Source organism: Janthinobacterium agaricidamnosum NBRC 102515 = DSM 9628, from assembly GCF_000723165.1.
GTDB classification, from domain to species: domain Bacteria; phylum Pseudomonadota; class Gammaproteobacteria; order Burkholderiales; family Burkholderiaceae_D; genus Janthinobacterium; species Janthinobacterium agaricidamnosum.
This window is the reverse complement of record NZ_HG322949.1, coordinates 2873301-2898866: the sequence shown is the minus strand read 5'-3', so window position 1 is coordinate 2898866 and position 25566 is coordinate 2873301. Positions and strand designations below refer to the sequence as shown.

The following is a 25566-nucleotide window of genomic DNA, read 5'->3' as shown; positions in this document are numbered from 1 at the left end:
CGGACAGCGCGGTGGGCAGCAGTTGTTATCAAGGGTAGGAAAAAGGCGCGCCGCCCTCGTTGATAGTGCTCAACAAGCATGTGATCAACACTGCAAAGGCTGGGTTATCGATGCGCTTTTGTCCATTCTCAAAAGCCGCGCCTTGCGCACTCGTAGAATTCCTGCAGACGGACGCATGCATTCCGTCGCTCCCGCCGCCCGGCGACAACACGGCGCGCGCTGCTAGCCAACAACCTTTGGGGGCTTATCATGGACGTGGTCGCTGTAGTGGGACTGGGTTATGTGGGACTGTCGCTGGCAGTGGCGTTCGGCACGCACAGGAAAACCATCGGCTTCGACCTGTCGCAGCGCAAAGTGGATAGTTACCGGCGCGGCATCGATCCGACCGGTGAACTGAGCAGTGAACAGATGGCGGCCGCCAAATGGCTCAGCGTCGGTTGCGACCCGGCGGTGCTGGTCCAGGCCGATTTCATCGTGGTGGCGGTGCCGACGCCGGTTGACAGCGCGCACAATCCCGACTTTTCAGCGCTGGCCGGCGCCAGTACGGCGGTCGGCAAACACATGAAGCGCGGCGCCATCGTGATCTTCGAATCGACCGTCTATCCCGGCGCCACCGAGGAAATCTGCATCCCGTTGCTGGAAAAACATTCCGGCCTGGTATGGAAACAGGATTTCCATGTCGGTTTTTCGCCCGAACGCATCAATCCTGGCGACAAGGCGCATACCTTGAGCACGATACGCAAGGTGGTATCCGGCGACGATGCGCATACGCTGGAGCAAGTTGCCGTGCTGTATGAAGGCGTGGTCGAGGCCGGCGTACACCGGGCCTCCAGCATCAAGGTGGCGGAAGCCGCCAAGGTCATCGAAAATACCCAGCGCGACTTGAATATCGCCTTGATGAATGAGCTGGCCATCATTTTCGACCGCATCGGCATCGATACGCTGGAAGTGTTGCAGGCGGCCGGCACCAAATGGAATTTCCTGCCATTCCGGCCGGGACTGGTCGGCGGCCATTGCATCGGCGTCGATCCGTACTACCTGACGCACAAGGCGGAAATGCTGGGCTATCACCCGCACGTGATCCTGGCCGGGCGGCGCATCAACGACGGCGTGGCGAAATTCGTCGCCGAAAAAACCGTCAAGGAAATGGTGCGCGCCGGCTTCAAGTTGAAGGGATCGCGGGTCAATGTACTGGGTCTGGCTTTCAAGGAAAATTGCCCGGACTTGCGCAATTCCAAGGTGTTCGACATGATACAGGAACTGGTATCGTATGGTTTGCAAGTGCATGTGCACGACCCGGTGGCGGACCGCCAGGAAGCGCTGGAAGAATATGGCTTGATGCTGGAAGACTGGCACGACTTGCCGCGCGCCGAAGCCATCATCAGCGCCGTGTCGCACCGCGAATTGATGGCGCGGTCCTTGCTCGACTACCAGCAAAAAGTAGTCGAAGGCGGTTGCTTCATCGATATTAAATCGCATTTCGACGCCCAGGTATTGCGCGACAGCGGCTTGAACGTGTGGCGGTTGTAATGCCGGCGCCCGATGCCGAGCCGGTCCTGGCCGGGCCGATTCCGGCCGAGCCGCTCCTGGTCCCGCGCGATGCCGCTTACGGTATCGCCTGTGTCCATTTGCGAGAGCAACCATATCACTGGCTGATCACTGGCGTGGCCGGTTTTATCGGCTCGAATTTGCTGGAAACATTGCTGGGACTGGGCCAGCGCGTCACCGGCATCGACAACTTCATCACCGGCCACCGCCATAACCTGGAGCAAGTCAGGGATATCGTCGGCAATAAGCTGTGGAGCAACTTCACCTTTATCGAGGGCGATATCCGTTCTGCGGCCAACTGTGCCGAGGCGTGCCGCGCCGTCGACTTCGTGCTGCATCAGGCGGCGCTGGGCTCGGTGTCGCGCTCGATCGACGATCCCTTGCTGAGCAACGATATCAATATCAGCGGTTTCCTGCATATCTTGACGGCGGCCCGCGACGCTGGTATCAAACGGCTGGTGTATGCGACATCGAGTGCGGTATATGGCGACCATCCGGGCTTGCCGAAAGTGGAAAGCGCGATCGGCAAACCGTTGTCGCCGTATGCGCTGGGCAAATACGTCAACGAATTGTATGCCGGGGTCTTCCAGCGCTGCTACGGCCTGGACACGATAGGCTTGCGTTATTTTAATGTGTTCGGTCCGCGCCAGGACCCGGCCGGCGCCTATGCCGCGGTGATTCCATGCTGGGCCAGCGCGATGATAGGCAAGCGGCCCGTGTACATCCATGGCGATGGTGAAACCAGCCGCGATTTTTGCCATGTCGCCAATGCCGTGCAAGCCAATGTGCTGGCCGCGCTCAGCAATCATCCTGGCGCCGTCAACCAGGTCTATAACGTCGCCGTCAATGGGCGCACCAGCTTGAACCGCCTGTTCCACGCGATGCGTACCTTGCTGGCTTGCCGCTTTCCCCATGTACGGGGATATCGGCCGGACTACGTGGAATTCCGTGCCGGCGATGTGCGCCATTCGCAGGCGGACATTTCCAAAGCCGCTCAATTGCTGGGCTATGCACCGACACACGGCCTGGAGCGCGGCTTGCGCGAAACGCTGGCCTGGTATGCCAGCCCGGATTCCGGCGCCTGACAGGTTGCCTGATCCGGCAACAGGAGCATCGTGCCATCAGGCGTCAGGTTTGCCTTTATGGCTGAGGGTACGCGCCAGTCCCCGGAAATCGACGGTATGCAAGGTCACCGGCCGGCGCCATACCTTGCCGACATACTCCATCACGCGCTCGGCCTGGCTCAGGTCGAGACCGCGGCCGTCCCGTAAATTATCGTGTTTCAGGACCAGACTGCCATCTTCATGCAATTGGCTGACGGCGATGCAGGGCGCGCCATAATTGTATTTCGGCGACAGGATCGCTTCGCGTATCGTGTGGATGTCGCGGTTGACGATGCGCGTCTCGCCATCCTTGCGGCTTTCAAAGACGAATAAATCGAGTTCCTCGGCCAGTTCCTGATCCAGATAGTTACGGATGAAGCTGAAATCATCTTCTTCACGGCAAATCCGCCGCGCCTGTTCCAGGCCATGGCGTTCAATGATGCGTTCCCACATGGAAAATCCCAAATGATAGGGATTCAGCGACAGCGATAACTGGTTTTCGCCGGCGAACGGCCGCACCACGTCGGAATGCGATTTAATGGCCGACACATAGACATCGCCGGACAAGAAGTTGGCTTCCCGCAATAGGCGTGCATGCCAGTAAGACGCCCAGCCCTCATTCATGATCTGGCACGCAAATACTGGATAGAAATAAAATGCTTCTTCGCGTACCGCCAGAAAGATGTCGCGTTCCCAGTCGGCCATTTCCGGTGCATAGCGGGCGATAAACCATAATAAATCGTATTCCGGCTGCGGCGGAATCAGCAGGCGCTGCGGCCCCGACGGCGCTGGCAATGGCATTTTTTCACCCGGCAGCTCGCGATAGCGGCTGTCGAATGGGCCGGTAAGCTGTTCCGGCCGCTCCGGCCGGGTGGCGGGGTAGGGCGCGCGGTGCAATTCGGCGTTGACATCGATATGCGGTTCCAGCGCCAGTGCCGCATCGAGCACCGCTTCGACACTGTGCTGGCCGTGACGCGACAGCGCCGCTTCGATGCGTTGTGCGCGCGCCGCACTTTGCTCCAGTACATGATTGCCAGCCATCGCACTGAAACGGGTAAACAAGGCGTTATTCTTGGCAAAATCGGCGTGTCCCAGCACATGTGCCGTCACCAGCGTGTTTTCAGCCAGCGAGTTGCTGTCGGCCATATAGGCGTGGCAAGGATCGCCCGGAAACATGACTTCGAAAATCCGTGAATTTCCCATCTTCTGGCGCACCAGCTGGTGAATGTAACGCACGCCAAACGACCAGTGGCGCATGCGCACCGGCAAGCCGTAGACCGCGATTTCCATCATGAAACTGTTCGGCACCAGTTCAAAGTCGACCGGATAAAAATCCAGCCCCAGTTCCAGCGCCAGCGCTTCGATGCGCGCCGCATGGTCTTGCAACTGTCCGGCGGCGATGGTGTCGGCTGTCATGCTGGCTCCGGGGCGGCTTGTTGCACGAAAAATTTGCGCAGCGCGCGCCATACGTCGTCAGGATTGGCCAGGATGCTGCTATAGACCGGCAAGCCGCGCCGTTCCAGCTCGCCGCATAGCCGGTGCATTTCAGTATCGAGCGAACGCGGCATGCCGGGTACGGTCTCGACATAGCCTATGTAATTGAGCAAGCCGCCCAATTCGCCCAGCGTTTGCCCGGCGGCGATGCGGTCTTCGGTGAAATTTTCGCCATCGGATGCGTAAAACATATACACATTATGCGATCCGCCATCGTATTTTTCGCGTATCAAGTCGCGCGTCAGCCGGAAGGCGCTGGACGCGATGGTGCCGCCCATGCCGGTAACCTGGAAGAATTGCTCCTCGGAGAACTCCCAGGCCCGCGTCGTATGGGCGACAAAGCGGGTTTCCACCTTGGTATAACTGCGCCGTATACCTTGCAGCGCAAAGAAAAAGAAAGCCTTGGCCAGCTTGCGCTCGGCTTGCGACATGCTGGCCGACACATCGACGACAAAAAACACCACCGCATTCGAACTGGGCGTACGCCGCAATACCAATTGCCGGAAGCGTAAATCCTCATTCGTGAACGGCACCGGATTATGCTGGATCGCGCGGCGCTTGATGGCTTCCTTGACGGTGCGCCGGCGGTCCAGGCGCGAGCGGGCGCCGTGCTTGTCCCAGCCTTCGCGCACCAATTCCCGTTCCTCGAACACGGTCTGGCGTTTCGGCTGCAGCAAGGGCAATTTCAATTCCTCCCACAGCCAATCCATGATGTCGTCCACCGAAAATTCCAGCATCAGCCGTACTTCGCCTTCTTGGGTAGCGCCGCCGTCGCGTTCGCCATCCTGGGCAGGATTCAGCGCGCCGGAGCGCAAGATGTCGCCGGGCTGGCCTTCACCCTGGCCGGCACCGGTGCTGTGGCGCGTATCGGCCAGCCGGAAACGCGCATGTTCCAGCAAACGCACCGGCACATGCACGGTACGTTCTTGCGGACCGGTAATCAGGTCCGGCCCGGCGATCAAGTCTGGCAAATGCCGGCGCACGGCCTCCCGCACTTTTTCGTTATGCCGCAGCCAGTCGCGGGCGCCGCGCGAAAACAAGTCATACCAGGCCTGCTGCTTACTATTGCCGAGCTGACTCACTGTTGGCCACCTGCGGATGTGATGGTTAATACAACCCTTGCCACAATGCCCGCCACGCCGTTTGCCACAATGTTTGCCATAGCGCTATCCTTGTCTCGATGCACGCCGCCATTCCGGTCATTCCTGGGCCAATAGCGTGGTTACGTAATTCAACGCTTCGCGCGCGCTGTGCCGGTCGTAGCCGTATTCGTCGACCAGCCGTTGTTCGACCGCCGAAATCTTGGCCCGGACTTCATCGTCGGGGCGTTTGGCGGAACTGACCAGCCGCAACACATCGCGCCGCTGCTCGAATAAATACTGTTGCACCGCATCGTGCAACTGGATATGGCTGCCGAGGCCAAAGGTTTCGCCCCGTTTATAGGCGCCCATCGCCTTGCGCACCACTTCTTGCCGGAACGATTGCTTGCCCGAATCGGTGATGTGGATTTTCTCTTCCACCGCCCGCAAGAAACGCTCGTCCGGGCGCCGTTCCTCGTTGGTGATCGGATCCTTGATCTGGCGGTTGTCCAGCATCGCTTCGACTTCATCCAGGTATTTATTCAGCAAATCCTGGGCTTCCTGTTCAAACGAGACAAACAGCGCCTTGTGCACGTCTTCCTTGACCCAGCGGTTGTAGAAGTCCTTGCGCGTCAACACCAGGTAATCGACCCATTTGCGCTTGCGCTTTGCATCGATGCGCGCATCGTTTTCGATGCCATCCTTTAAAGCCAGCAACACATCCATGGTGCTCAAGCTTTTTTGATTGGACGCAATGATGGCGTTGGACAAGGCATTGATGACAAAACGCGGCGACACGCCAGCCAAGCCTTCATCGGGCGCCTTTTCCTTGTCCCTGATGCGCCGCGCATCGGCGCGGTTCACGCCATCGACTTCTTCTTCAGCATAGATCCTGACTTTTTTCACCAGTTCCGCCTCTTTTTCGTCGCCTTCCTGCATCCGGCTCAGGATGGCGAACACGGCGGCGGCATGCAGCACATGCGGGTCAAGGTGCACTTCGCGGAATGCCGGCGCCGCCGACAGGATCAGCTTGTGATAAATCCGCGCTTCTTCCTTGTAATGGAGCGTGTACGGTACTTGCACGATGACCATACGGTCGAGCAAGGCTTCATTCTCGCTTTCTTGCAAGAACTTCCTGAACTCGGCCAGGTTGGTGTGCGCCAGGATCGTTTCATCCAGGAAAATCAGCGGGAAACGCGATACCTTGACGTTTTTTTCTTGCGTCAGCGTCAGCAGCAAATACAGGAATTCGCGCTTGACCTTGAGGATTTCTATCATTTCCAGCATGCCGCGGCTGGCCGCATACACCGCGCCGGACCACGACCACGCGCGCGGATCGCCTTCGTCGCCGAATTCCGCCACTTTCGACAAGTCGACCGAACCGACCAGGTCGGCCAGGTCGGCGGTGGTCGGGTCGTGCGGGGCATAGGTGCCGATGCCGCTGCGGCCCGCTTCGGAAATATAAATGCGCTCGACCGGCATTTGCAGGAAGTCGCCGGCGTACTGCTGTTCCAGGCGGGCACGGCAATGCGGACACACTTCGCCGCTGATATCGACGTCGTAGGTGTCGCGGAACGCGGCGCGCATGGTGTGCGGCACCAGGTGCAGCGGCGATTCATGCACCGGGCAACCGGCGATGCCGTACAGCGCGCCATCCTCGGTATAGCTGTACTCTTCGAGGCCACGCTTGAGCAGGATCACCAGCGTCGATTTGCCGCCGGATGGCGGGCCGAGCAATAGCAGCAGGCGGCGCCCGACTTCCGATCCGGCCGCGGCCGCCTTGAAATAGGCGGCGACCCGGTCGATCGCATCGTCGATGCCGAACAATTCGTCGGCGAACAGCTTGCAGCGGAAATGCCCGGATTCATCGTCATAGCCGCTCCAGCGCATCATGTCCCAGATGTATTGGTGCGAGCTGCGCGCCAGTTGATACGGGGAGCGCGGCAGGATTTGCTCGATGAATTGCGAGAACGAGCCAAACCAGTTGCCGACCCGGTGTTCCTGGGTAAAGGCCACCATGCGCTCGAAAAAGACGGCACGCTGCTCATTTTCCTGCACATCATCACGATTCATCGTCACTTTATGGCTCCCCGGATGACATGGCGTATTGGTACATTCAAAGTATACGGCGAGGCACCTGGCTGGCGGCGTGATTCTGCTCAATCGGGCGAACGGAACCAAATTCAGCGTTATACCTCTTGATAAAATCGGCTATGCCGGCCTGCGGCCGGACTTAAACATATGTCAAGGTGCGGCCAAAGCCGCACAGTACGGAGGACAGCGCGCGGTGGCGATACGGCACGCGGGCAGAAACGGAAGGATGGCGTCAGCGAGCTGCCTGCCCGGATCGAAGGAGACCTGATGCGGACCCCGCGCCAGGGCGCTGATTGAAGCCTGCAGGCGCCAGGATCGAGCATGAATCCTGGCGCCGTTACCGGTATATACGTACCGGCCAGTATGGGCACGTACGCCGGGTTTGGCTACTGGCTTATTTGCTCAGGCGGGCGATCGCTTGCGCCACTCCCGCGCCATAGGCGGGATCGCACCTGGTGCAGTTATCGATATGGCGCGCCTTGACTTCGGCCGAGGCGCCGGAGATCGCGCGCGCGGTGTTTTCAAACAGCACAGTTTGCTGTGCCGGCGTCATCAGCTTGAACAAGGCCCGTGGCTGCGAGTAATAATCCTCGTCGACGCGGTGGTTCCAGTGGTCGGCCGCACCTTCCAGGTCCAGCGGCGGCTCGCGGAAATCCGGCTGTTCCGCCCATTCCTGCTTGCTGTTCGGCTCGTAGCCTATGGTGCCGCCCTGGTTGCCGTCGACACGCATCTGGCCATCGCGGTGATAATTGTGGAACGGGCATTTCGGTGCATTCACCGGGATTTGATGGTGATTGACGCCGAGCCGGTAGCGCTGCGCATCGCCGTAGGAAAACAGACGGCCCTGCAGCATCTTGTCTGGCGAAAAGCTGATGCCCGGCACCACATTGGCGGGATTGAACGCCGCCTGCTCGACTTCGGCAAAGAAGTTTTCCGCGTTGCGGTTCAATTCCATCACGCCGACTTCGATCAGCGGGTAATCGCCATGCGGCCACACCTTGGTCAAGTCGAACGGGTTGATGTGATAGCTGCCCGCTTCTTTTTCCGGCATGATCTGGACAAACAGCGTCCAGCGCGGGAAATCCTTGTTTTCTATGCTGTCATACAAGTCGCGGTGCGAACTTTCGCGGTCGCCGCCGACCAGCGTTTCCGCTTCGGCATCGCTCAAATTCTGGATGCCTTGTTGCGTCTTCAACGTGAATTTGACCCAGAAACGTTCGTTTTGCGCATTCAGGAAGCTGAACGTATGGCTGCCGAAACCATGCATGTGGCGGAAACTGCGCGGCAAGCCGCGGTCGCTCATGACGACGGTGACCTGGTGCAAGGCTTCCGGCAGCGAGCTCCAGAAATCCCAGTTACTATTGGCGCTGCGCAAGCCGCTGCGCGGATCGCGCTTGATGGCGTGGTTCAAGTCCGGGAATTTGAGCGGATCGCGCAAGAAGAACACCGGCGTGTTGTTGCCGACCAAATCCCAGTTGCCTTCTTCGGTATAAAACTTCATCGCGAAACCGCGGATATCGCGCTCGGCGTCGGCCGCGCCGCGCTCGCCCGCCACGGTCGAAAAGCGCACGAACATATCGGTTTTCTTGCCGACCTCGGCGAATAGTTTCGCCTTGGTGAAGCGGGTGATGTCATGGGTGACGGTAAACGTGCCGTAGGCGCCGGAGCCCTTGGCGTGCATGCGCCGTTCGGGTATCACTTCACGGTCGAAATGGGCCAGCTTTTCCAGGAACCAGACGTCTTGCAGCAGGACCGGGCCGCGCGGGCCGGCGGTCAGGGTATTCTGGTTGTCGACAACTGGCGCGCCGAAGGCGGTTGTGAGCTTTTTCATTTGGTCTCTTTCTGATAGTTACGCAAAAGTCGAACCGGCCGGACAACGGCCGGAACGCTGGCTTGGTTGAGCAGGTGCTCACCGAGGCTGGCCCCGAATGGCGAATTCCAAAAAGCAAATTTAGTGTAGCCTTTTTTGATCTGTATGGCATCTGGAAAAAATCCAGCCCCAAGCAGAGTTGGCGGGCTCATCATAGCCGCTTGCGGCACGGCCCCTCAACGCGATTGAAAAAAGGGCCGGGGGCGATATCTTGATGGAAGTGTGTCAGCCACGCTTGCGTTTGCGTTTTTCAGCTGCTTTCAGCCGTTGCCGCTGCTGTTTCAAAGACCGCCGTTGCCACTTGGTATACAGCACGAAGGCCAGCAAGGCGATCACCGCCACGGCGCACGACACGCCGTAAAAGGCCAGTAACTCGGGGGGCGGTAAATGGCTGTGGCGGCCACCTTGGGCATGATTTTGCAATAACTCGCGCAGCCGCTCGCTGGCCGGATCAGCGCTTGTCGCCAGCCACCTCATGCGCCGCCGCACGCATCCAGCGCCTTCGCAATCCATGCCGCATCGACCTGGCCCATGCGCGTGGTGCATATCCGATGTGCAGGATTGAGTATCACGGTGTAGGGCAAGCCGTTGATTTTGTTGCCGAAACTTCTCAGCAACGGTCCAGCATGCGGCGGCGCCAGCAATTGTATGTAGTCCATCGGTCGCTGCTGTAGAAAACGCAACGCTTTTTGCCGCTGGTCGACGGCGATGCCGACAAATGCCACGTTGCGTAACAGCTTGGACTGGGCGTTCAGCAATGGCATTTCCTGGATGCAGGGAATGCATTCGCTGCTCCAGAAGTTGAGCAGCACGGCGCGCTGGCCGATACTGGCCAGGCCTGCTGTCTTTTCGCCATCCAGCGCCGGCAGCCTGAAATCCATTGCCGGCTCGGCCGCATGCACGGGACATAAGGCGAGGGCGAACCATAAGGTGCCGGCAGTGCGTGACATGGCCATCATTGGCATCCTGACAAAGAGATAAGGTGGCGCTGCCGGCCGCGTGCGACCGCATCCAGCGCCAGAAAGGGGAAAAACGCTATTCGGCCGGCGTGGCGTCGGTCAGGCGGTAATACAAGCCCATGCTATCGTTGGGCAAGACGCTCATCTTGCCGGACAGTATGATCGGCCCGTAGGTGAACTTGACCGGCGTCCTGCTCTTGATTTCGACCACGCCTTCCGGGCCGGCGGGCAGGCAATACGGGCAACTCGCCGAGGTGACCGTCAGCAAGAAGTGTTTTTGCTTTTGGCCCGCCTCCAGCGGCATCATGAAACCTTGCACCTTGACGGCGGTATTGTTCAATGCATTGATTTCATCGGTATATTTCGGCACCATGCGGCCCTTGGCCTTGACGGTGGTGGCTTTCGACAAGACGCTCCAGGACACCACCCCCGGTATATCGGTCAGCGGTGCAAAGAATGATGGCGGCCCATCGATGACGATGGCCAGCGCAGGCCCGGCGGCCAGGCCGGCCAGCAGGGTGAGGGTGGTGAAGAGTCGCATAGGTGCTCCGGTTTGACAGTGAAAGAGGGAGTGCGTTAGCGCGCCAGCGTGGCGGCGATATCGGTGCGGTAAGCGCGGATCGCCGGGAGCAGCGCGGCGGCCAGGCCGACCAGCAGCGCCGCCAGCATCAGCCAGGCTTCTTGCGGCAACACCAGCCAGCCGCTCAGCGTCAGGTTCTGCTCGCTGCCGCCCAGCATGCGGCCCAGGATTGCGACCCCGGCGTGGCCCAGCAGCCAGCCCAGCACGGCGCCGCCCAAGGCCAGCAGCAAACCTTGCGTCAACAGCAAGACCAGCAGTCTGGCCGGACTGGTACCCAGCGCGCGCATGATCGCCATGTCGGTCTTGCGTTCTTCCAGCGCGTTATACAGCGCGACGAACATCGACAGCCCGGCCACCAGCAACACGCCGATCGCAATCGCCCGCAACACATCGGCGCCGACGCCCAGCATGCGGAACAACCTGGCCGCCTCGAACGCCGGTTGCGCCGCTTGCAGCCGCGACTGGCTATTGATCCAGCGCGGCAGCGTGACGGCGGCCAGCGGCGATGCATATTCGACCAGCAAGGCGGTCAACTCGCGTTGCGGCGCATCGATGGCCGTCGCGTGCACTTCATCGGGATCGGTTTCATGTACTCGCCATACCGAACTGACGGTGGTCAGCACCAGCCGGTCGAGTACGGTGCCAGTCGGTTTTAAAATGCCGACCACGCTGTACGGCGCGTGATCGTGCAATTCGCCGCCCTGCATCAGCCCGTGCGAACCGGCAAACTTGGCGCCGATGGTGGCGCCGGTGTCCCTGGCGGCCAAGGCGCCGAACACGGCTTGCATCGGTTCATCGAACCAGCGGCCTTTTTGCAGTTCCGCGCCGTAATGCCGGAAATAGTCGTGGCTGGTGCCGACGATGCGAAAACCATAGAAGTTGTCGCCCAGCGCCAGCGGGATGACGTGCCTGACCATCGGATTGGCTTCCAGCTGCTGTTGCGCGCTGAATGGAATATTGCCGGTCGGGATGTCGATATGGTAAATCGACGACAAAATCAATTGCAGCGGCGAACCCTTGGCGCCGACCACCAGGTCGATGCCCTGTCCATCGCGCAGCGCGCCATCTTCCAGTTGCGTGGCGGTGGACAGCACAAAGGTCATCATGCCGACGCCGATCGCCATCAGCAACAGGTTCAGCGCGGTCGACAGCGGTTTGTGGCGCAGCGCCTTGATGGCCAGGCTCAATGCATTCAGCCGGCTCATGACAGGCTCCCGGACGCCGGCAAGCGCAAGATTTTAGCTTCCGGCAAGGCGGCGATCAGGCGCGCATCGTGGCTGGCGATGACCAGCGACGCGTTGGCCTGCCGCGCCTGATGCACCAGCAGCCGGACTACCGTTGCGCAGGCCTGGTCATCCAGGTTGGCGGTCGGTTCATCGGCCAATATCAGCGATGGCTGCAAATACATGGCGCGGGCAATCGCCACGCGCTGCCGCTGGCCCTGGCTCAATTGATGGGGATAAGAATCGATTTTGTCGGCCAGGTCGAGTGACGCCAATAAGCTGGCGGCGCGCGCGAAATCCGGCGCCTGGTTGCTGGCATAGGCGGGCAGCAAGACGTTATCGCGCGCCGACAAGCTGCTGATCAGCGCCAGTTGCTGCGGCAGGAAACCGATATTGCGGCCGCGCCAGGCATCGGCGGCGCGCGGCGCCAGCGCGGACAGGTTGATGCCGCCGACTTCGATGCGGCCCTGTTGCGGCGTCAATACCGCCGCCAGCAGGTGCAGCAAGGTTGATTTGCCGGAACCGGATGGCCCCAGCAGCAAGGCATGCTGGCCGCGCGGCAAATGAAATTCATCGATCGCCAGCACGGACCTGGCTTGATAGGCATAACTGAATTGTGAAATGGATAACACGCTTGACTCCACGTTAAACTCGAGCAGGTTGCGGGCGCGCCTGCCCGCGGGCAGGGCGCCGGAATACACCCGTCTTCACTTCGTCAGGCCGGCTGACTGCCAGGATGCGATCACACGCGATCGAATACCGCCAGGCCGCGGCAAGCCGCCAGCGGCCAGCGCGAAAAACCAAGGAAGAGAGATGTCAGGCTGGAGCGTGGCTGGCCGGAGGGGCCTGGGCGTGCGGAATCAGGAAGCTGAGCGCTACCGTGGAAGTGTAGGCCAGCACCGGCGGCAGGAAATACACCACCGCAGCCACCGAATTGCCGACCAGGTCAATGTTTCCGCTAGGAATTTCGGACGGCAGATGGGCGGCGATGTAACAACTGGAACACTCGGAGGAGTGCTTGGCCAGGTCATGGTGATGCTGCGTAGCGCCTGCCAATTGCAGCGCGAAGACGAGCATTACCAGCCACAGCGCCACTCCAGGCCAGTGGCGGGCGGTGTGATAGCGATCGCGAGAATGGATTAATGACGACAACATCGATTGCAGGATCCCATGCCTCATCAGGCGTTTCTAATGCAGGCTACTTGCAGTAGCCAACTCCATTTTGCCTTAATTTATCCATTTCGTCAGCAAGGCTTTTTCATACGTCAGACACAAATGCAAGTAAGTTGCATTATAATGCGATCAAACGCAAAACACTTGCATTATAGCCCGGGCCATTTCCAAGGCTGACGGCAACGCTTTCACTTTCCCACGTTGATAGGAATCGACCATGCAACAAAAAAAACTGCCTGTGACTGTCTTGTCCGGCTTCCTGGGTGCCGGCAAGACCACCTTGCTGAACCATATCTTGCGCAACCGCGAAGGCAAGCGCGTCGCCGTGATCGTCAATGACATGAGCGAAGTTAATATCGATGCGGCGATGGTGCGCGACAGCGCCGAATCGGCGGGGGCGGCGCTGTCGCGTACCGAAGAAAAGCTGGTTGAGATGTCGAATGGCTGCATTTGCTGCACGCTGCGCGACGATTTGTTGCTGGAAGTGCGGCGCCTGGCCGCCGAAGAGCGTTTCGATTATTTGCTGATCGAATCGACCGGCGTCGGCGAACCGATGCCGGTTGCCGCCACCTTCGACTTTGAAGACGAGGATGGCAACTGTCTGAACGATGTCGCGCGCATCGATACCATGGTCACGGTGGTCGACGCCGCCAACCTGCTGGCCGACTTCGGCAGCGAAGCGTCGCTGGCAGAGCGGGGGGAAGTCGCCGGTGAGGATGACGACCGGCAATTGGCCAATTTGCTGACCGACCAGATCGAATTCGCCAATGTGATCGTGGTCAATAAAGTCGACATGGTCGACGCCGCCGAATTAAAACGCGTGCTGGGCGTCGTCAAGGCGCTCAATCCGCTGGCGCGCATCGTCGAAACCAACCATTCGAAGGTGCCGCTGGACGCGATCCTGGACACTGGCCTGTTCGACCTGGAGCAGGCGTCGAATATGCCGGGCTGGGCGCAGGAATTGGCCGGTGTCCACACGCCGGAAACCGAAGCCTACGGCATCAGCAGCTTTGTGTACCGGGCCAAGGAGCCGTTCCACGCGCAGCGTTTGCACGATTTTATTTCCAGGCCGATCAAGGGGCTGGTGCGCAGCAAGGGATATTTCTGGCTGGCCAGCCGCCCGGAATGGGTGGCCAGTTTGTCCGGCGCCGGTCAATTGATGAATATCGAGCCGGTCGGCCTGTGGTGGGCGGCGGTGCCGAAAGAGCGCTGGCCGACGGATGCCGCGTCGCAGGCGGAAATCAAGGCGGGCTGGAGCGAGACGTATGGCGACCGCTACCAGGAAATCGTGTTCATCGGCCAGGACATGGATCGCGCAGCGATCGAAGCCGACCTGAAAAAATGCCTGCTTAACTTTACAGAAACCCGCAAAGGCATGAAAGCCTGGCGCGACTTGCCCGATCCTTTCCCGCAATGGCAGCGGATGGAAGAGGGCGAGCTGGAAAGCTGAATGGACCAAGAGCCTATCCCAGTAGATGAATACGTCCTCTTCTGGTGCTCCTCAGTAGCGGGGACTGCGTTGATCGTCGTCGCGTGGCCCGCCACGCTTGCTCCTCACGCCTGGTCCGCGCTGCTGATGCGCGGCCAGCAGACGACGCTCACTACGGGGATAGGCTTTAACTAACCATATGGCCCGGCCTTGCGCCGGGTTATGGACGATAGGAGAGTGTATGACGGATTTAATTCCTGTCACGATTATTACCGGTTTTCTCGGCAGCGGAAAAACCACCTTGTTAAAGCGCATCTTGCAAGGCAAGCACGGTTATCGCATCGCGGTGATCGAAAATGAGTTTGCGGCGGAAAGCATCGACAATGACTTGCTGATCCAGCATGACCAGGAACAGATCGTTGAAATGAATAACGGCTGCATTTGCTGCAGCGTGCGGGGCGACCTGATACGCATCCTCGGCGAATTGCAGACCAAGCGGGCCAGCGGCGCGCTGCAGTTCGACCACCTGATTATCGAAACCACCGGCATGGCCGCGCCGGGGCCGGTGGCGCAAACCTTTTTCGCCGAACCCAGCGTCAGCGAGTTTTATTTGCTCGATGCAATCTTGACGGTGGTCGATGCGCGCCATGCCCAAGAGCAATTGAATGCCCATCCGGAAGCGCAGGAGCAAGTCGGTTTCGCCGACCGCATCCTGCTGTCGAAAACCGATCTGGTCGGCAAGGCCGAGCTGGCCGCGCTGCGCAGCCGCCTGGTCGGCATCAATTGCCGCGCCAATATCCAGAAAGTCAGCTTCGGCAACGTGCCGTTGAAAGACATCCTGAATATCCGGGGCTTCAATTTGAACGCCATCGTCGAGCTGGAACCGGATTTCCTGTCCGACCATGCGCATCGCCATGGCGACGGTGTGCAATCGTTCGTCTATCACAACCCGAGGCCGATGGATTTGATGAAGATTGAAGACTTTCTCGATGCGGTGGTGCAAGTATTCGGCACCCAGATGATGCGCTACAAGGGCATCCTGAACATTGCCGGCACGCCATGCCGCGCGGTATTTCAGGGCGTGCACCAGCTGATGGGGTCGGAACTCGGCGCGCTGTGGGGCGAGCAGGAATACCGCGAAAGCAAGATGGTGTTTATCGGTAAGAATTTGCCGCAAGACATGCTGGTACGGGGTCTCGATAAATGTGTCTTCGTGGAAACTATGGCAGCCGATGTCGCCGAGGTAAGCCATGTCGCTTAGCACCAGCATACCCAGCCTGGCGCTGATTTTTGTACTCGGCATGCGCCACGGGCTGGAGCCGGACCACCTGGCCGCCGTCGATGGGTTGACCTTGCGCACCATGCAAACCCGGCCGCGGTGGGCGCCATGGATGGGCGGCCTGTTCGCACTCGGCCATGGCATGGTGGTGCTCGCCATCATCAGCATCGCGGCGCTGGTGTCGGAAGAATTCAAGCCGCCGCCGCTGATGTTCACATGGCTGGAATGGGTGCCGGTGGCCTTGCTGCTGCTGATCGGGCTGATGAATGCGCGCGCCTTGCTGCGTCCGGCCGGCTATCCGCTGGCCGGCGTGCGCAGCGCGATGCTGCCGTCGTGGCTGCGGGCCGGCGCCGGGCCGCTGGCGGGCATAGCCGTCGGTATCCTGTTTGCATTGGTGGTCGATACCGCGGTGCAGGCGGCGGCCTGGGGCTATGCGGCGGTGTCCCTGGGCGGCATCTGGCCGGCGTTGCTGATCGGCCTGACATTTACGGTGGGCATGGGAAGCACCGAATTGCTCGATGGCTGGGTCACGGCCAGGGTCATGCGCACCGGGCGCCAGGACGTCATTACCGCGTTCCGGCGCCGGCTCGGCTGGCCCATCGTCGGCATGTGTTTGTGCGTGGCGCTGTATATGATGGCGACCAGGCTGCACCTGGTGGCGCTGATGCCGGAAGCCTGGCTGACCGGACTGGGCGGCTTGATGCTGGCCGGGATGATATGGCTGTATGGCTACACGCTGTATGGCGTGCGCCAAGGGGCGCTGGCCTAGCCCGCGGACCCGGCCCTGATCCGGCCGGCAGGGTCTATCGGCAGCGCGGGCAAATGCCCTTGATCAGGTAATCGATCTCGTCGCCGCTGAAACCGTCCGGCAACGCTACCGGCGCCGGCAACTTGACCTCATTAAAACAGGTCAGCGTTTCGCATTTGGTGCATTGGAAATGCGCATGTTCGTGCGATTGCTGGCCGCCGCCGGCGCTGAAGCGCCACACCTGGTCGGTTCCGCCGATGCGGTGCACCAATTCATTGTCCGTCAGCCATTCCAGCACGCGGTACAAGGTCACCGAATCGATATCGCTGTCCTTCGACAGCGCTTCCTGGATTTCGTGGTGGGTCAGCGACTGCTTTTGCGCCAACAGGAAATCCAATACCTTGACGCGCGTTTTGGTCACGCGCGCATGGGTATTGCGGATCAGCGATTCGGCGTGGGGAGCGGTGTGTAAATTCGATAAAGTGGACATATTAATTCAGCCTGAGCAGACGCACTCAATTGTCCTATCTTATCATGTCCGGGGCAGGCTGACGAACGGCGCTACTTTTTGAATGTCCAATAATGGCCGGCCGCGACATCGATACGTTGCAGCAGGCGCTGGTCGGCGCGCTTATTATCCTTGATTAAATAAAAGATATCGGACAGCGCCGAATATTTTTCGGCGAAATACGCGTGTTTCATGAAACTGGTGTCGACGCCGGTCGCGTCGACGGTTTCGATGCCGTCGATGATCACCATGCCGCTGCCGCTATCGCCGGCGCGTGGATAACCATAAACTTTCTTGGCCGCCGCCAGCGCCATGTCTTCCGACGACGCATACAGGGTGACCGGGTTCTGGTGCCTGGTCAGCGCCGGCGCGATGTCGCGCTTGAAGACTTCGGCGTCGATGTCCGGCGCCGCCAGGATGATTTCCGTCAGGCGTTGGGCCAGCGCCGGCTGCTGCTCGACCAGCGCGGCGATGGCGCGCGTCATGCCGCGGTTGCCCATGCTGTGCGCGATCAGGTAGACGTTTTGCGCGTCGGTCTTGCTCAGCACATCGCTTAAAAACGCCGTCATGTGCGGCTGGCTCCATTCGATATTGCCTTCATCGACGATATAAGCGGCCACGTCGCCTTGCGACGGCCAGCTGTAAAACAGCGGCACGCCGCCAAAGCCGAGGTCGTACGAGATCTGGCCGGTGCGGCGCGCGGCGTCTTCAAAGCTGACGTTATAGCCATGCACGAACAGCAGCGCGCTTTGCTGGCTGGCGGCCTGCAATTGCGCGGACAGCGTGGCGAAAAAGTCATCCTGGTCTTGCACCGTACTGGCCAGCAAGAGCACATGTTTGGCCGGATCGTTGCGAAATTCCAGCCGCCACAGCGATTTCGACTCCAATTGCCCCATGCGGTGATCGCGCGGAATGCTGATGTCGCAACTGCCGTAACTGACGGCCGCGCCGCGCAGCCCGCCAAAGCGCCGGTCCACCGGCTGGCTGGCGTCGAGCTTGCGGTCGGTGGCGAAAAATACCTTGACGGTCGCGTAATCGGCTTCGTTTGTCATGGCCGGGCTCGGCGCCTGCACGGGCGCCGCGCCGCGCGCCGCCGGCTGGACTACCAGGTCAATCTGGTGCCTCAGCTCCTGCGCGGCGAACAGCAATGCCATATCGCCGGCAGCGTTTGCGGTGGACAGCTGTTGTTGCAGCAACAAGCGTTGCGGCGCCGACGCCGGATCGGCTTCCAATGCCTTGATTGCCGCCAGGATCGCCTGCGCATCGGTGGCGCGGTCCTGGATCGCGGCTTTCAGTTGCTCGTAACGGTAACGGATATCGGGCGTGGCCATGTCCGGCGCGCCGTGTTCAATGGCGGCCACGATGGCGGACGTGATCAGATCCATGATGCGCTCGCTTTTAAAAGAGGCAACGATAAATACCGATCAAACCATGGCAAACCCTGCGAAGTCCAGCGGCACACGATGGCACTCTGCTGAACATCAATAATTGCTTAAGCGAAATGTTGATTACGTCTCAAAACGAGCCGCAGACAGGTGCGGATGGCCGGGTTTACTGCTGCTTGGCGCCAAACTGTTGCGCCAGCGATTGCAGCGGCCCGATAGGCGCAGTGCCGGGATGTACATGCTCGGGCAAGGCCACGCGCACCGGCTTGCTGCTCATATTGCGCGATGACAGCACATTCAAGGCGGTGTCAGGCGCCGCGTCCCACACCGGATCGGCTATGCCTTCGAATACGCGTTTCAATTGTTCACCCCAGGTATCGCGGATCATGCGGAAATACTGGTTCTTTTCATCGATGGTGACGAAGCGCGTCACGGCCAGCCGTTCGGTTTCATAGACCAGCAAATCGAGCGGCAAGCCGACCGAAATATTCGAACGCAAGGTCGAATCCATCGAAATCAGCGCGCATTTGGCCGCTTCGTCGAGCGCGGTGGTCGGATTGACAACGCGGTCGATGATCGGTTTGCCGTATTTGGCTTCGCCGATCTGGAAATAGGTGTTTTCATCGTGCGATTCGATGAAATTTCCTGCCGAATAAATCTGGAACAAGCGGCAGCGTTCGCCCTTGATTTGGCCGCCGAAAATGATGCTGACGTTAAAGTCGATGCCGCATTCGGCCAGCGCCTTCGATTCGCGCTGGTGCACGGTGCGCACCGCGTCGCCGAGGATTTGCGCCGCCTCGTACATCGTCGAGGCGGTCCAGATGCTGCGGCCATCGGCGTCGACATGGGCCGATACCAGCTGGCGGATCGCTTGCGAAATCGACAGATTGCCGGCGGTCATCAAGACCATCATGCGATCGCCCGGGTTTTCAAACACACTCATCTTGCGGAACGTGCCGACTTGATCGACACCGGCATTGGTGCGGGAATCGGACAGAAAAACCAGGCCTTCGTTGAGGCGCATGCCTATGCAATATGTCATCGTTGCAAATAATTTATAAAATTTAAAAACCGCTGAATTTTACACCAGCCCCGGGCATCCAAAACTATAACGGTACAATTTTTACATCGACCGTCATGGTTTCATTGCCGCCGCCGCTGCGCACGCCGCGTATCGGCGCCGCCGAATCGTAGTCGCGCCCGATGGCCAGCCGGCAATACGCATCCGTCATCAGCCGCGCATGCGTCACGTCGATGCTGACCCAGCCCGAAAAGTCGCTGTCCTCGACCCACACATCGACCCACGCATGGCTGGCGGCGTGGCCGGTGGTTTCCGGATCGATATAACCGGACACATAACGGGCCGGTATGCCCCAGGCATGGCAGCACGCCAAATACAGATGCGCATGGTCCTGGCAGACGCCACGCCCCAGTTGCAAGGCGTCGAGCGCGGTGCTGGTGACCATCGTCGCGCCGCTTTGATAGATCACCGCGCCGACGATTTCCTCGGCCAGCCGTAATACATGGCGGGTTTGCGGCGCTTGCTGGCGGGCCGGCAAGCTGGTCGCGGCCAGGTCGAGGATGGCCGGCGCGGCCGCCGTCAAGCGGGTTGGCACGGTAAACAAGAGCGGCGACAAATGGTCGACGGCATTCAGCCGGCCTTGATACGGATAAACAGTTTCGACGATGCCCTGTACCAGCAGCAGCAACGAGTCATGCCGGCCGTTAATGGTCAGCATGTGCGACAAATTGCCATAAGCATCCGTATAGGCGTTGCATTGCCCCGGCATCGACATCTGCCAGGACAAGGCCCGCTGCTGCGGCTCGATACGCGGCGTCAAGTGCAATTGCTGGATGGTATAAGCCAGCGGCGCACTGTACGCATACGTGGTTTCGTGGCGTATGGATAACTGCATCAGGCCGCCAATGGAACGAGGAAATCGCGGCTGACCCGGTTGCCCAGTTCGTAAATGTTTTCCAGGAACCTGGTCAGGGTGTCGTGCAGGCCGGCTTCGAGGATGTCGTCGATCTGGCCGAATTTCAGTTCCGCATGCAATTTGCCGGCGAAACGCTCGGTATCGGACGAACTATCGTTGCGTACCCAGCGCAAGTTTTCGACCACGTCGTCCATGCACGCGAGCAGGGAGCGCGGCATATCTGCGCGCAACATCAGCAATTCGGCGACCCGTTCCGGCGTGATCACGTCGCGGTACACCTTGCGGTAGATTTCAAAGCCGGATACCGAGCGCAACAGCGCCGCCCAGTAATAAAAATCGCGCTGATTACTGTCGTCGGCCGGCGCCTCCTTGGCCGCATGGAATTTCACGTCCAGGATGCGCGCGGTATTGTCGGCCCGCTCCAAAAACGTGCCCAAGCGAATGAAATGCACCGCTTCATCCTTCAGCATGGTGCCCAGCGTCACGCCGCGCGACAGATGCGAACGGTACTTGACCCATTCAAAAAACTGGCTCGGCGCGGTTTCCAGCAAGTCCGTCCTCAAGCGCTTTTGCAAGTCCAGCCAGGTCTGGTTTTGCACTTCCCACACTTCCGTCGTCAGGGTGCCGCGCACGGCGCGGGCGTTTTCACGCGCTTGCGTCAGGCAGGCCAGGATCGACGATGGATTATTCGGATCGCGCACCATGAAGTCGAGCACCTCCCTGGCGTGCATCAGGCCGCCTTTTTGGTCGTAGGCTTGCTGCAACTCGGAAATACCCAGCGTCGCGCGCCAGACTTGCTCGGCGTCTTCGGCCGATTGCGGCAACATCGACGTTTGGATATTCACATCCAGCATGCGCGCGGTATTTTCAGCACGCTCGGTGTAGCGGGCCATCCAGAACAGGTGGTCGGCGGTTCGGCTCAGCATTTACAGTTCTCCTGCGCTAGTGTTGGTCTTTTCCAGTATCCAGGTATCCTTGGTGCCGCCCCCTTGCGAGGAATTGACCACCAGCGATCCTTGTTCCAGCGCGACGCGGGTCAGGCCGCCCGGCACCATCGAAATGGTCTTGCCGGACAACACGAACGGCCGCAAATCGATATGGCGCGGCGCAATGCCACTGTCGACATACGTCGGGCAGGCCGACAGCGCCAACGTAGGCTGGGCAATATAACCGCCTGGATTGGCCAGCAGGCGCCGGCGAAAATCCTCGATCTGCGCCTTGCTCGACGCCGGACCGACCAGCATGCCGTAGCCGCCGGCACCATGCACTTCCTTGACCACCAGGTCCGGCAAATTGGCCAGCACATACGACAGATCGGCCGTCTTGCGGCATTGATAGGTCGGCACATTATTCAGTATCGGCTGTTCGGACAGGTAAAACTTGATCATGTCGGGCACAAATGGATAAATCGACTTGTCGTCGGCGACGCCGGTGCCGATGGCATTGGCCAAGGTGACGCGGCCGGCGCGGTAGACCGACAGCAAGCCCGGCACGCCCAGCGACGAATCGGGGCGGAACGCCAGCGGATCGAGGAAATCGTCATCGACGCGGCGGTAAATCACATCGACCCGTTTTGGTCCACGGGTGGTGCGCATGTAGACGGCGTTGTCGTTGACAAACAAATCCTTGCCTTCCACCAATTCCACGCCCATTTGCTGGGCCAGGAAGGCGTGTTCGAAATAGGCCGAGTTATACATGCCCGGCGTCATTACGACGACGGTTGGATCGGTGACGCCCATCGGCGCGACCGAGCGCAAGTTATCGAGCAGCAAATCGGGGTAATGATCGACCGGTGCAATCTTGTTGCGCGTAAACAATTCCGGGAACAGCCGCATCATCATCTTGCGGTCTTCCAGCATGTAGGACACGCCGGACGGTACCCGCAGATTATCTTCCAGCACATAAAACTCGCCCTGGCCGGCGCGCACGATATCGACGCCGGCGATGTGGGCGTAAATATCGGACGCCACCGAAATGCCCTGCATTTCCGGCCGGTATTGTGCATTCTTGTAGATTTGCTCGGCGGGGACGATGCCGGCCTTGATGATGTTTTGCTCATGATAAATATCATGGATAAACATATTCAAGGCCTTGACCCGCTGCACCAGCCCGGTTTGCAACTGCGCCCATTCGGTCGCGGGGATGATGCGGGGTATCGTATCGAACGGAATCAAACGTTCCGTGCCGGCCACATCGCCATACACGGCGAACGTGATGCCGACGCGGCGGAACAAGAGATCGGCCTCGGCCCGTTTGCGGGCGATCGTCTCGGGGGATTGCTGTTTCAGCCAGCTATTAAATTCACGATAGTGCTCACGAACATTGGCGCTCGTTGCCACATCCATGCCATCCGCAGTCATTTCATTAAAAAATTTCGCCATGCTGTGATTTCCCTCGCTTGTGCCTGTTGTAAAGATAGCTCAGCAGGAAGCGTGCCAGTGGATTGTGTAAAAACAGCCTATATTGCTTATATATGTGACTGATTTGCACCGAAGTGGTGCGAGATGGCGCGGTAGATGGCAGATTTGGTGAAGACAATGGCTATTCATCAGTAGCGATCGATTTAAGCAGCAATCTATTTTGGTAAACGGCTTTGCAGCAAAACCATCACCGCCGCTTCCTCCGGCCGCAATGCATGCAAATCATGTATCAACTCCTGCTCGGCGCGATTGAGTTTCTCGAATTCCTGCAAGGCGAGGGCGGCCAGTACGGTGCCGAACCAGGCGGATCTTTGGTCGCGAAGGGAAATATTACTCTGCTGAGCGGGATGGATGGCGTTCTGTTGCCGGGTGGTGTCGGATTACGCTGCGCTAATCCGACCTACGCCATTTACGCCAGTACTTGATGCCTTTTATAGCGTAAAACGGGCAAGCTCCGTAGAACTTGCCCGTTTTTTTGATGATGCGACCGCGTTGGCCGCCGGCTTACTGATTAGAACGCGACGCTAGCCGACACCACAAACGTACGCGGCGTGGCCAGCACCAGGTAACCTGCGTCGAACGCCGCGCCGGCCGAGGCCCAGTAGTTGCGGTTGGCGACGTTGTCGACGCGCGCGCGGAATGTCACGGCGTGGTCGGCGATGTTGGTGAGGTAGCGCGCGCCCAGGTCCAGGCGGGTCCACGACGGCAGTTGCTTGGTGTTGGCCAGGTCCGCATATTGCGACGAGGTGTAGACGGTGCGCGCATTCAGCGTCAAGCCTGGTAGACCAGGCAAGTCCCATTCGCCGCCGAGGTTGAACTGGGTCTTCGCTACGCCGATCGCATCTTTGCCATTGGTCAAGCCGCCGGTGGTGTTGCGCTGTTCGGTATCGAGCAAGGTCAGGCCGCCCAATACGCGCACGCCGCGCGCCGGGGTGCCGAAGACGGACAATTCCAGTCCCTGGTTGCGTTGTTCGCCAAACGTACCGGCCACGCCTCCTTGTACCGCCAGCAACGGTTTTGTCGTCGAGAACAAGGCTGCCGTCACGCCAATCTTGCCGGCATCGTATTTGATGCCGACTTCCTTTTGCTTCGATTTATAAGGGGAAAAGACTTCACCCAGATTGCTGACGGGTTTACCGTCCGGGCCTTTGCCGCCGGCGACGCCGCCCTTGACCAGCGCCTCAATGTAATTGGCATACAGCGACACGCTGTTATCGACCTTGAATACCACGCCGGCCACCGGCGTGGTGGCGCTCTGGTCGTAGCTGGAGTTCTGGATCGCCGTGCCGTACGCATAACTGGCATCCTTGATTTGCTGGCGGCGCGCGCCGACCGTCACCAGCAGGCTGTCGTCGAGGAAGGCCAGCGTGTCGGCCAGCGCGTAGCTCGACAAGATGGTTTTCTGGGTAATGCGCGGGTCGCCCATGTCGCCGCCGACCACGGCGTTCGGCAGCGGCGGCGCCGCATCGACCGGCGCGTAGATATTGGTGGCAATGCCGGCGAAGTTGCTGATCGCATACGCGTTTTTCGCTTCATTCCAGTGACCCGACCAGCTGGCGACCAAAGTGTGCTTGACCGTGCCGGTTTGCAATTTTCCACGGATGCCCAGCTCGCCGGTGCGGATGCTTTGCTTGCGCTGATTATCGAAACGGTAGAAGCGGGCGTCGCCATTGGCCGACGTCAGCGATGGCTGGGCCAGGCTGTTCGATTCCCGGGTGTCGCGCTGGCCGTATGCGGCCCAGGCGGTGACATCCTTGCTCAGGTCGTATTCGCCGCGCACGGTGCCGAATATATCGCGCTCCTTGGAATAGCTCCATGGCTGGGCGAAATTCCTGCTGGCGTCCGGCGCGGCTGGAATCACCGAGACGCCGGAGGTGCCGACGCTGGGCCGTGGTGCATCCAGGTCGAAATTCTGGTAGCCGACGTCGGCCGACACGCGATAGTCGCGGCCACGGTAGTCCAGGCCGACCGACAGCATGCCGACGTCATGGTCTTCGTGCTCGACGCTGGTTTCGCCCTGGCGCTTGGCGGCGTTGACACGCACGCCGAATTCCTGGTGCGCGCCAAAACGGCGGCCCACGTCGATGGCGGAGTAGGCATGGCCGCCGGACTCGACGCCGACCGTCACCTCGGTCAATGGGGCATTGCCGGCGCGCTTGGGCACCAGGTTGATCGCGCCGCCGATGCCGCTGCCGCCAGGCGCGGCGCCATTCAGGAAGGCGCTTGCGCCACGGAACACTTCCACACGCTCCAGCAATTCCGGCGACACATATTGACGCGGCAACACGCCGTACAGGCCGTTGTAGGCGACGTCATCCGAGTCCAGCTCGAAGCCGCGTATCATATAGACTTCCTGGAAGTTGCCGAAGCCGCGCGACAGCCGCACCCCCGGATCGCTTTGCAGCAAGTCGCCGACGCTGCGCGCTTGTTGATCGGCAATGAATTGCTGCGTGTAACTGGTGCTGCTGAAGGCCGAATCCATGATGTCCACTTTACCCAGGATACCCATACGGCCACCGCGCGCCACTTGGCCGCCGGCATACGCTTTCGATAAGCCTTCGGCCGATGCGTCGGCCGACGCCGTGATATTCACTACCGACATGGTTGGCTCCGTGGCGGCGGGCGCGGCTGTTTGCGCCTGGGCGCTGGCGCTGATGGCGAGGAAGGCGGCAAGCGCCAATGGGGTAGGGGTGAGTTGCAATTTGCACATAAGTGTTTAAGTAATAATATAAATGAG

Annotated in this window: 23 protein-coding genes; 6 read left to right on the top strand and 17 right to left on the bottom strand. The window is 59.9% G+C overall.

Going from position 1 to position 25566, the window contains the following annotated elements; all coding sequences use genetic code 11:
* The first annotated feature begins 249 nt into the window (after window positions 1–249).
* The gene (locus tag GJA_RS12270) at window positions 250–1530 is read left to right on the top strand and encodes a nucleotide sugar dehydrogenase (protein WP_038492584.1); all 1281 of its coding nucleotides are present in this window, start codon (window positions 250–252) and stop codon (window positions 1528–1530) included.
* Window positions 1530–2633 (top strand): SDR family oxidoreductase, encoded by a 1104-nt coding sequence (locus GJA_RS12265; RefSeq protein WP_081905372.1) that lies wholly within the window; start codon window positions 1530–1532, stop codon window positions 2631–2633. Before GJA_RS12270 ends, GJA_RS12265 begins: the two co-directional genes overlap by 1 nt.
* Before the next feature lie 36 nt (window positions 2634–2669).
* Here GJA_RS12265 and GJA_RS12260 read toward each other — a convergent pair whose 3' ends face one another.
* The 10 genes from GJA_RS12260 to GJA_RS12215 form a co-directional block, all read right to left on the bottom strand.
* Window positions 2670–4067, bottom strand: a complete 1398-nt coding sequence (locus tag GJA_RS12260) for a SpoVR family protein (RefSeq protein WP_038492582.1) — start codon at window positions 4065–4067, stop codon at window positions 2670–2672.
* A complete protein-coding gene (locus GJA_RS12255; protein WP_038492579.1) occupies window positions 4064–5227 on the bottom strand; it encodes a DUF444 family protein in 1164 nt (387 codons plus the stop codon). The genes GJA_RS12260 and GJA_RS12255 overlap by 4 nt, the downstream gene beginning before the upstream one ends.
* A gap of 117 nt (window positions 5228–5344) precedes the next feature.
* Window positions 5345–7297 carry a prkA protein gene (locus tag GJA_RS12250; protein ID WP_051780742.1) on the bottom strand — a complete coding sequence of 651 codons (1953 nt, stop codon included), beginning with the start codon at window positions 7295–7297 and terminating at the stop codon, window positions 5345–5347.
* Between the two features lie 415 nt (window positions 7298–7712).
* Window positions 7713–9149, bottom strand: a complete 1437-nt coding sequence (locus tag GJA_RS12245) for a catalase (RefSeq protein ID WP_038492576.1) — start codon at window positions 9147–9149, stop codon at window positions 7713–7715.
* 264 nt (window positions 9150–9413) lie between these two features.
* The gene (locus tag GJA_RS12240) at window positions 9414–9665 is read right to left on the bottom strand and encodes a hypothetical protein (RefSeq protein WP_038492573.1); all 252 of its coding nucleotides are present in this window, start codon (window positions 9663–9665) and stop codon (window positions 9414–9416) included.
* Window positions 9662–10138: a TlpA family protein disulfide reductase gene (locus tag GJA_RS12235; protein WP_167541106.1), complete on the bottom strand. Its 477-nt coding sequence runs from the start codon at window positions 10136–10138 to the stop codon at window positions 9662–9664. The genes GJA_RS12240 and GJA_RS12235 overlap by 4 nt, the downstream gene beginning before the upstream one ends.
* A gap of 85 nt (window positions 10139–10223) precedes the next feature.
* Window positions 10224–10688, bottom strand: coding sequence for a DUF3299 domain-containing protein (locus GJA_RS12230; protein ID WP_038492570.1), 465 nt, complete (start codon window positions 10686–10688; stop codon window positions 10224–10226).
* Between the two features lie 35 nt (window positions 10689–10723).
* Window positions 10724–11932, bottom strand: a complete 1209-nt coding sequence (locus GJA_RS12225) for an ABC transporter permease (protein ID WP_038492568.1) — start codon at window positions 11930–11932, stop codon at window positions 10724–10726.
* Complete coding sequence (locus tag GJA_RS12220) at window positions 11929–12582, bottom strand: ABC transporter ATP-binding protein (protein ID WP_038499674.1); 654 nt, start codon at window positions 12580–12582, stop codon at window positions 11929–11931. The genes GJA_RS12225 and GJA_RS12220 overlap by 4 nt, the downstream gene beginning before the upstream one ends.
* Window positions 12583–12766: 184 nt before the next feature.
* Window positions 12767–13027, bottom strand: coding sequence for a hypothetical protein (locus GJA_RS12215; protein ID WP_038492565.1), 261 nt, complete (start codon window positions 13025–13027; stop codon window positions 12767–12769).
* Window positions 13028–13340: 313 nt separating this feature from the next.
* Here GJA_RS12215 and zigA point away from each other — a divergent pair, with 313 nt between their 5' ends.
* From zigA to GJA_RS12200, 3 genes are all read left to right on the top strand, one after another.
* The gene (gene zigA, locus GJA_RS12210) at window positions 13341–14573 is read left to right on the top strand and encodes a zinc metallochaperone GTPase ZigA (RefSeq protein ID WP_038492562.1); all 1233 of its coding nucleotides are present in this window, start codon (window positions 13341–13343) and stop codon (window positions 14571–14573) included.
* Between the two features lie 220 nt (window positions 14574–14793).
* Window positions 14794–15813, top strand: a complete 1020-nt coding sequence (locus GJA_RS12205; protein WP_038492558.1) for a CobW family GTP-binding protein — start codon at window positions 14794–14796, stop codon at window positions 15811–15813.
* The gene (locus GJA_RS12200) at window positions 15803–16600 is read left to right on the top strand and encodes a HoxN/HupN/NixA family nickel/cobalt transporter (RefSeq protein WP_051780737.1); all 798 of its coding nucleotides are present in this window, start codon (window positions 15803–15805) and stop codon (window positions 16598–16600) included. Before GJA_RS12205 ends, GJA_RS12200 begins: the two co-directional genes overlap by 11 nt.
* A gap of 34 nt (window positions 16601–16634) precedes the next feature.
* Here the strand turns inward: GJA_RS12200 and GJA_RS12195 are convergent, their stop codons facing one another.
* The 6 genes from GJA_RS12195 to GJA_RS12170 form a co-directional block, all read right to left on the bottom strand.
* The gene (locus GJA_RS12195; RefSeq protein WP_038492555.1) at window positions 16635–17069 is read right to left on the bottom strand and encodes a Fur family transcriptional regulator; all 435 of its coding nucleotides are present in this window, start codon (window positions 17067–17069) and stop codon (window positions 16635–16637) included.
* Between the two features lie 71 nt (window positions 17070–17140).
* On the bottom strand, window positions 17141–18472 hold the full coding sequence (locus tag GJA_RS12190) for an alpha/beta hydrolase (protein WP_038492551.1): 1332 nt from the start codon (window positions 18470–18472) through the stop codon (window positions 17141–17143).
* Between the two features lie 166 nt (window positions 18473–18638).
* Window positions 18639–19514, bottom strand: a complete 876-nt coding sequence (locus GJA_RS12185; RefSeq protein ID WP_038492548.1) for a proteasome-type protease — start codon at window positions 19512–19514, stop codon at window positions 18639–18641.
* Window positions 19515–19578: 64 nt separating this feature from the next.
* A complete protein-coding gene (locus GJA_RS12180; RefSeq protein ID WP_038492545.1) occupies window positions 19579–20388 on the bottom strand; it encodes a transglutaminase family protein in 810 nt (269 codons plus the stop codon).
* Window positions 20388–21335, bottom strand: coding sequence for an alpha-E domain-containing protein (locus GJA_RS12175; RefSeq protein ID WP_038492543.1), 948 nt, complete (start codon window positions 21333–21335; stop codon window positions 20388–20390). Before GJA_RS12175 ends, GJA_RS12180 begins: the two co-directional genes overlap by 1 nt.
* Window positions 21336–22790: a circularly permuted type 2 ATP-grasp protein gene (locus GJA_RS12170; RefSeq protein ID WP_038492540.1), complete on the bottom strand. Its 1455-nt coding sequence runs from the start codon at window positions 22788–22790 to the stop codon at window positions 21336–21338.
* Window positions 22791–23053: 263 nt separating this feature from the next.
* Between GJA_RS12170 and GJA_RS12165 the strand changes: the two genes are divergently transcribed.
* Entirely contained in the window at window positions 23054–23254 is a 201-nt protein-coding gene (locus tag GJA_RS12165; protein WP_144241508.1) for a hypothetical protein, read from the top strand.
* Window positions 23255–23340: 86 nt separating this feature from the next.
* Here GJA_RS12165 and GJA_RS12160 read toward each other — a convergent pair whose 3' ends face one another.
* Window positions 23341–25539 (bottom strand): TonB-dependent receptor, encoded by a 2199-nt coding sequence (locus GJA_RS12160; protein ID WP_038492534.1) that lies wholly within the window; start codon window positions 25537–25539, stop codon window positions 23341–23343.
* Window positions 25540–25566: the final 27 nt, after the last annotated feature.

Bases quoted from the DNA above. Each gene is read 5' to 3' on its own strand.
- GJA_RS12270 (WP_038492584.1), top strand. From the start codon at position 250: ATGGACGTGGTCGCTGTAGTGGGACTGGGTTATGTGGGACTGTCGCTG.
- GJA_RS12265 (WP_081905372.1), top strand. From the start codon at position 1,530: ATGCCGGCGCCCGATGCCGAGCCGGTCCTGGCCGGGCCGATTCCGGCC.
- GJA_RS12260 (WP_038492582.1), bottom strand. From the start codon at position 4,067: ATGACAGCCGACACCATCGCCGCCGGACAGTTGCAAGACCATGCGGCG.
- GJA_RS12250 (WP_051780742.1), bottom strand. From the start codon at position 7,297: ATGAATCGTGATGATGTGCAGGAAAATGAGCAGCGTGCCGTCTTTTTC.
- GJA_RS12245 (WP_038492576.1), bottom strand. From the start codon at position 9,149: ATGAAAAAGCTCACAACCGCCTTCGGCGCGCCAGTTGTCGACAACCAG.
- GJA_RS12240 (WP_038492573.1), bottom strand. From the start codon at position 9,665: ATGAGGTGGCTGGCGACAAGCGCTGATCCGGCCAGCGAGCGGCTGCGC.
- GJA_RS12235 (WP_167541106.1), bottom strand. From the start codon at position 10,138: ATGTCACGCACTGCCGGCACCTTATGGTTCGCCCTCGCCTTATGTCCC.
- GJA_RS12230 (WP_038492570.1), bottom strand. From the start codon at position 10,688: ATGCGACTCTTCACCACCCTCACCCTGCTGGCCGGCCTGGCCGCCGGG.
- GJA_RS12225 (WP_038492568.1), bottom strand. From the start codon at position 11,932: ATGAGCCGGCTGAATGCATTGAGCCTGGCCATCAAGGCGCTGCGCCAC.
- GJA_RS12215 (WP_038492565.1), bottom strand. From the start codon at position 13,027: ATGCTCGTCTTCGCGCTGCAATTGGCAGGCGCTACGCAGCATCACCAT.
- zigA (WP_038492562.1), top strand. From the start codon at position 13,341: ATGCAACAAAAAAAACTGCCTGTGACTGTCTTGTCCGGCTTCCTGGGT.
- GJA_RS12205 (WP_038492558.1), top strand. From the start codon at position 14,794: ATGACGGATTTAATTCCTGTCACGATTATTACCGGTTTTCTCGGCAGC.
- GJA_RS12200 (WP_051780737.1), top strand. From the start codon at position 15,803: ATGTCGCTTAGCACCAGCATACCCAGCCTGGCGCTGATTTTTGTACTC.
- GJA_RS12195 (WP_038492555.1), bottom strand. From the start codon at position 17,069: ATGTCCACTTTATCGAATTTACACACCGCTCCCCACGCCGAATCGCTG.
- GJA_RS12190 (WP_038492551.1), bottom strand. From the start codon at position 18,472: ATGGATCTGATCACGTCCGCCATCGTGGCCGCCATTGAACACGGCGCG.
- GJA_RS12185 (WP_038492548.1), bottom strand. From the start codon at position 19,514: ATGACATATTGCATAGGCATGCGCCTCAACGAAGGCCTGGTTTTTCTG.
- GJA_RS12180 (WP_038492545.1), bottom strand. From the start codon at position 20,388: ATGCAGTTATCCATACGCCACGAAACCACGTATGCGTACAGTGCGCCG.
- GJA_RS12175 (WP_038492543.1), bottom strand. From the start codon at position 21,335: ATGCTGAGCCGAACCGCCGACCACCTGTTCTGGATGGCCCGCTACACC.
- GJA_RS12170 (WP_038492540.1), bottom strand. From the start codon at position 22,790: ATGGCGAAATTTTTTAATGAAATGACTGCGGATGGCATGGATGTGGCA.
- GJA_RS12165 (WP_144241508.1), top strand. From the start codon at position 23,054: ATGTATCAACTCCTGCTCGGCGCGATTGAGTTTCTCGAATTCCTGCAA.
- GJA_RS12160 (WP_038492534.1), bottom strand. From the start codon at position 25,539: ATGTGCAAATTGCAACTCACCCCTACCCCATTGGCGCTTGCCGCCTTC.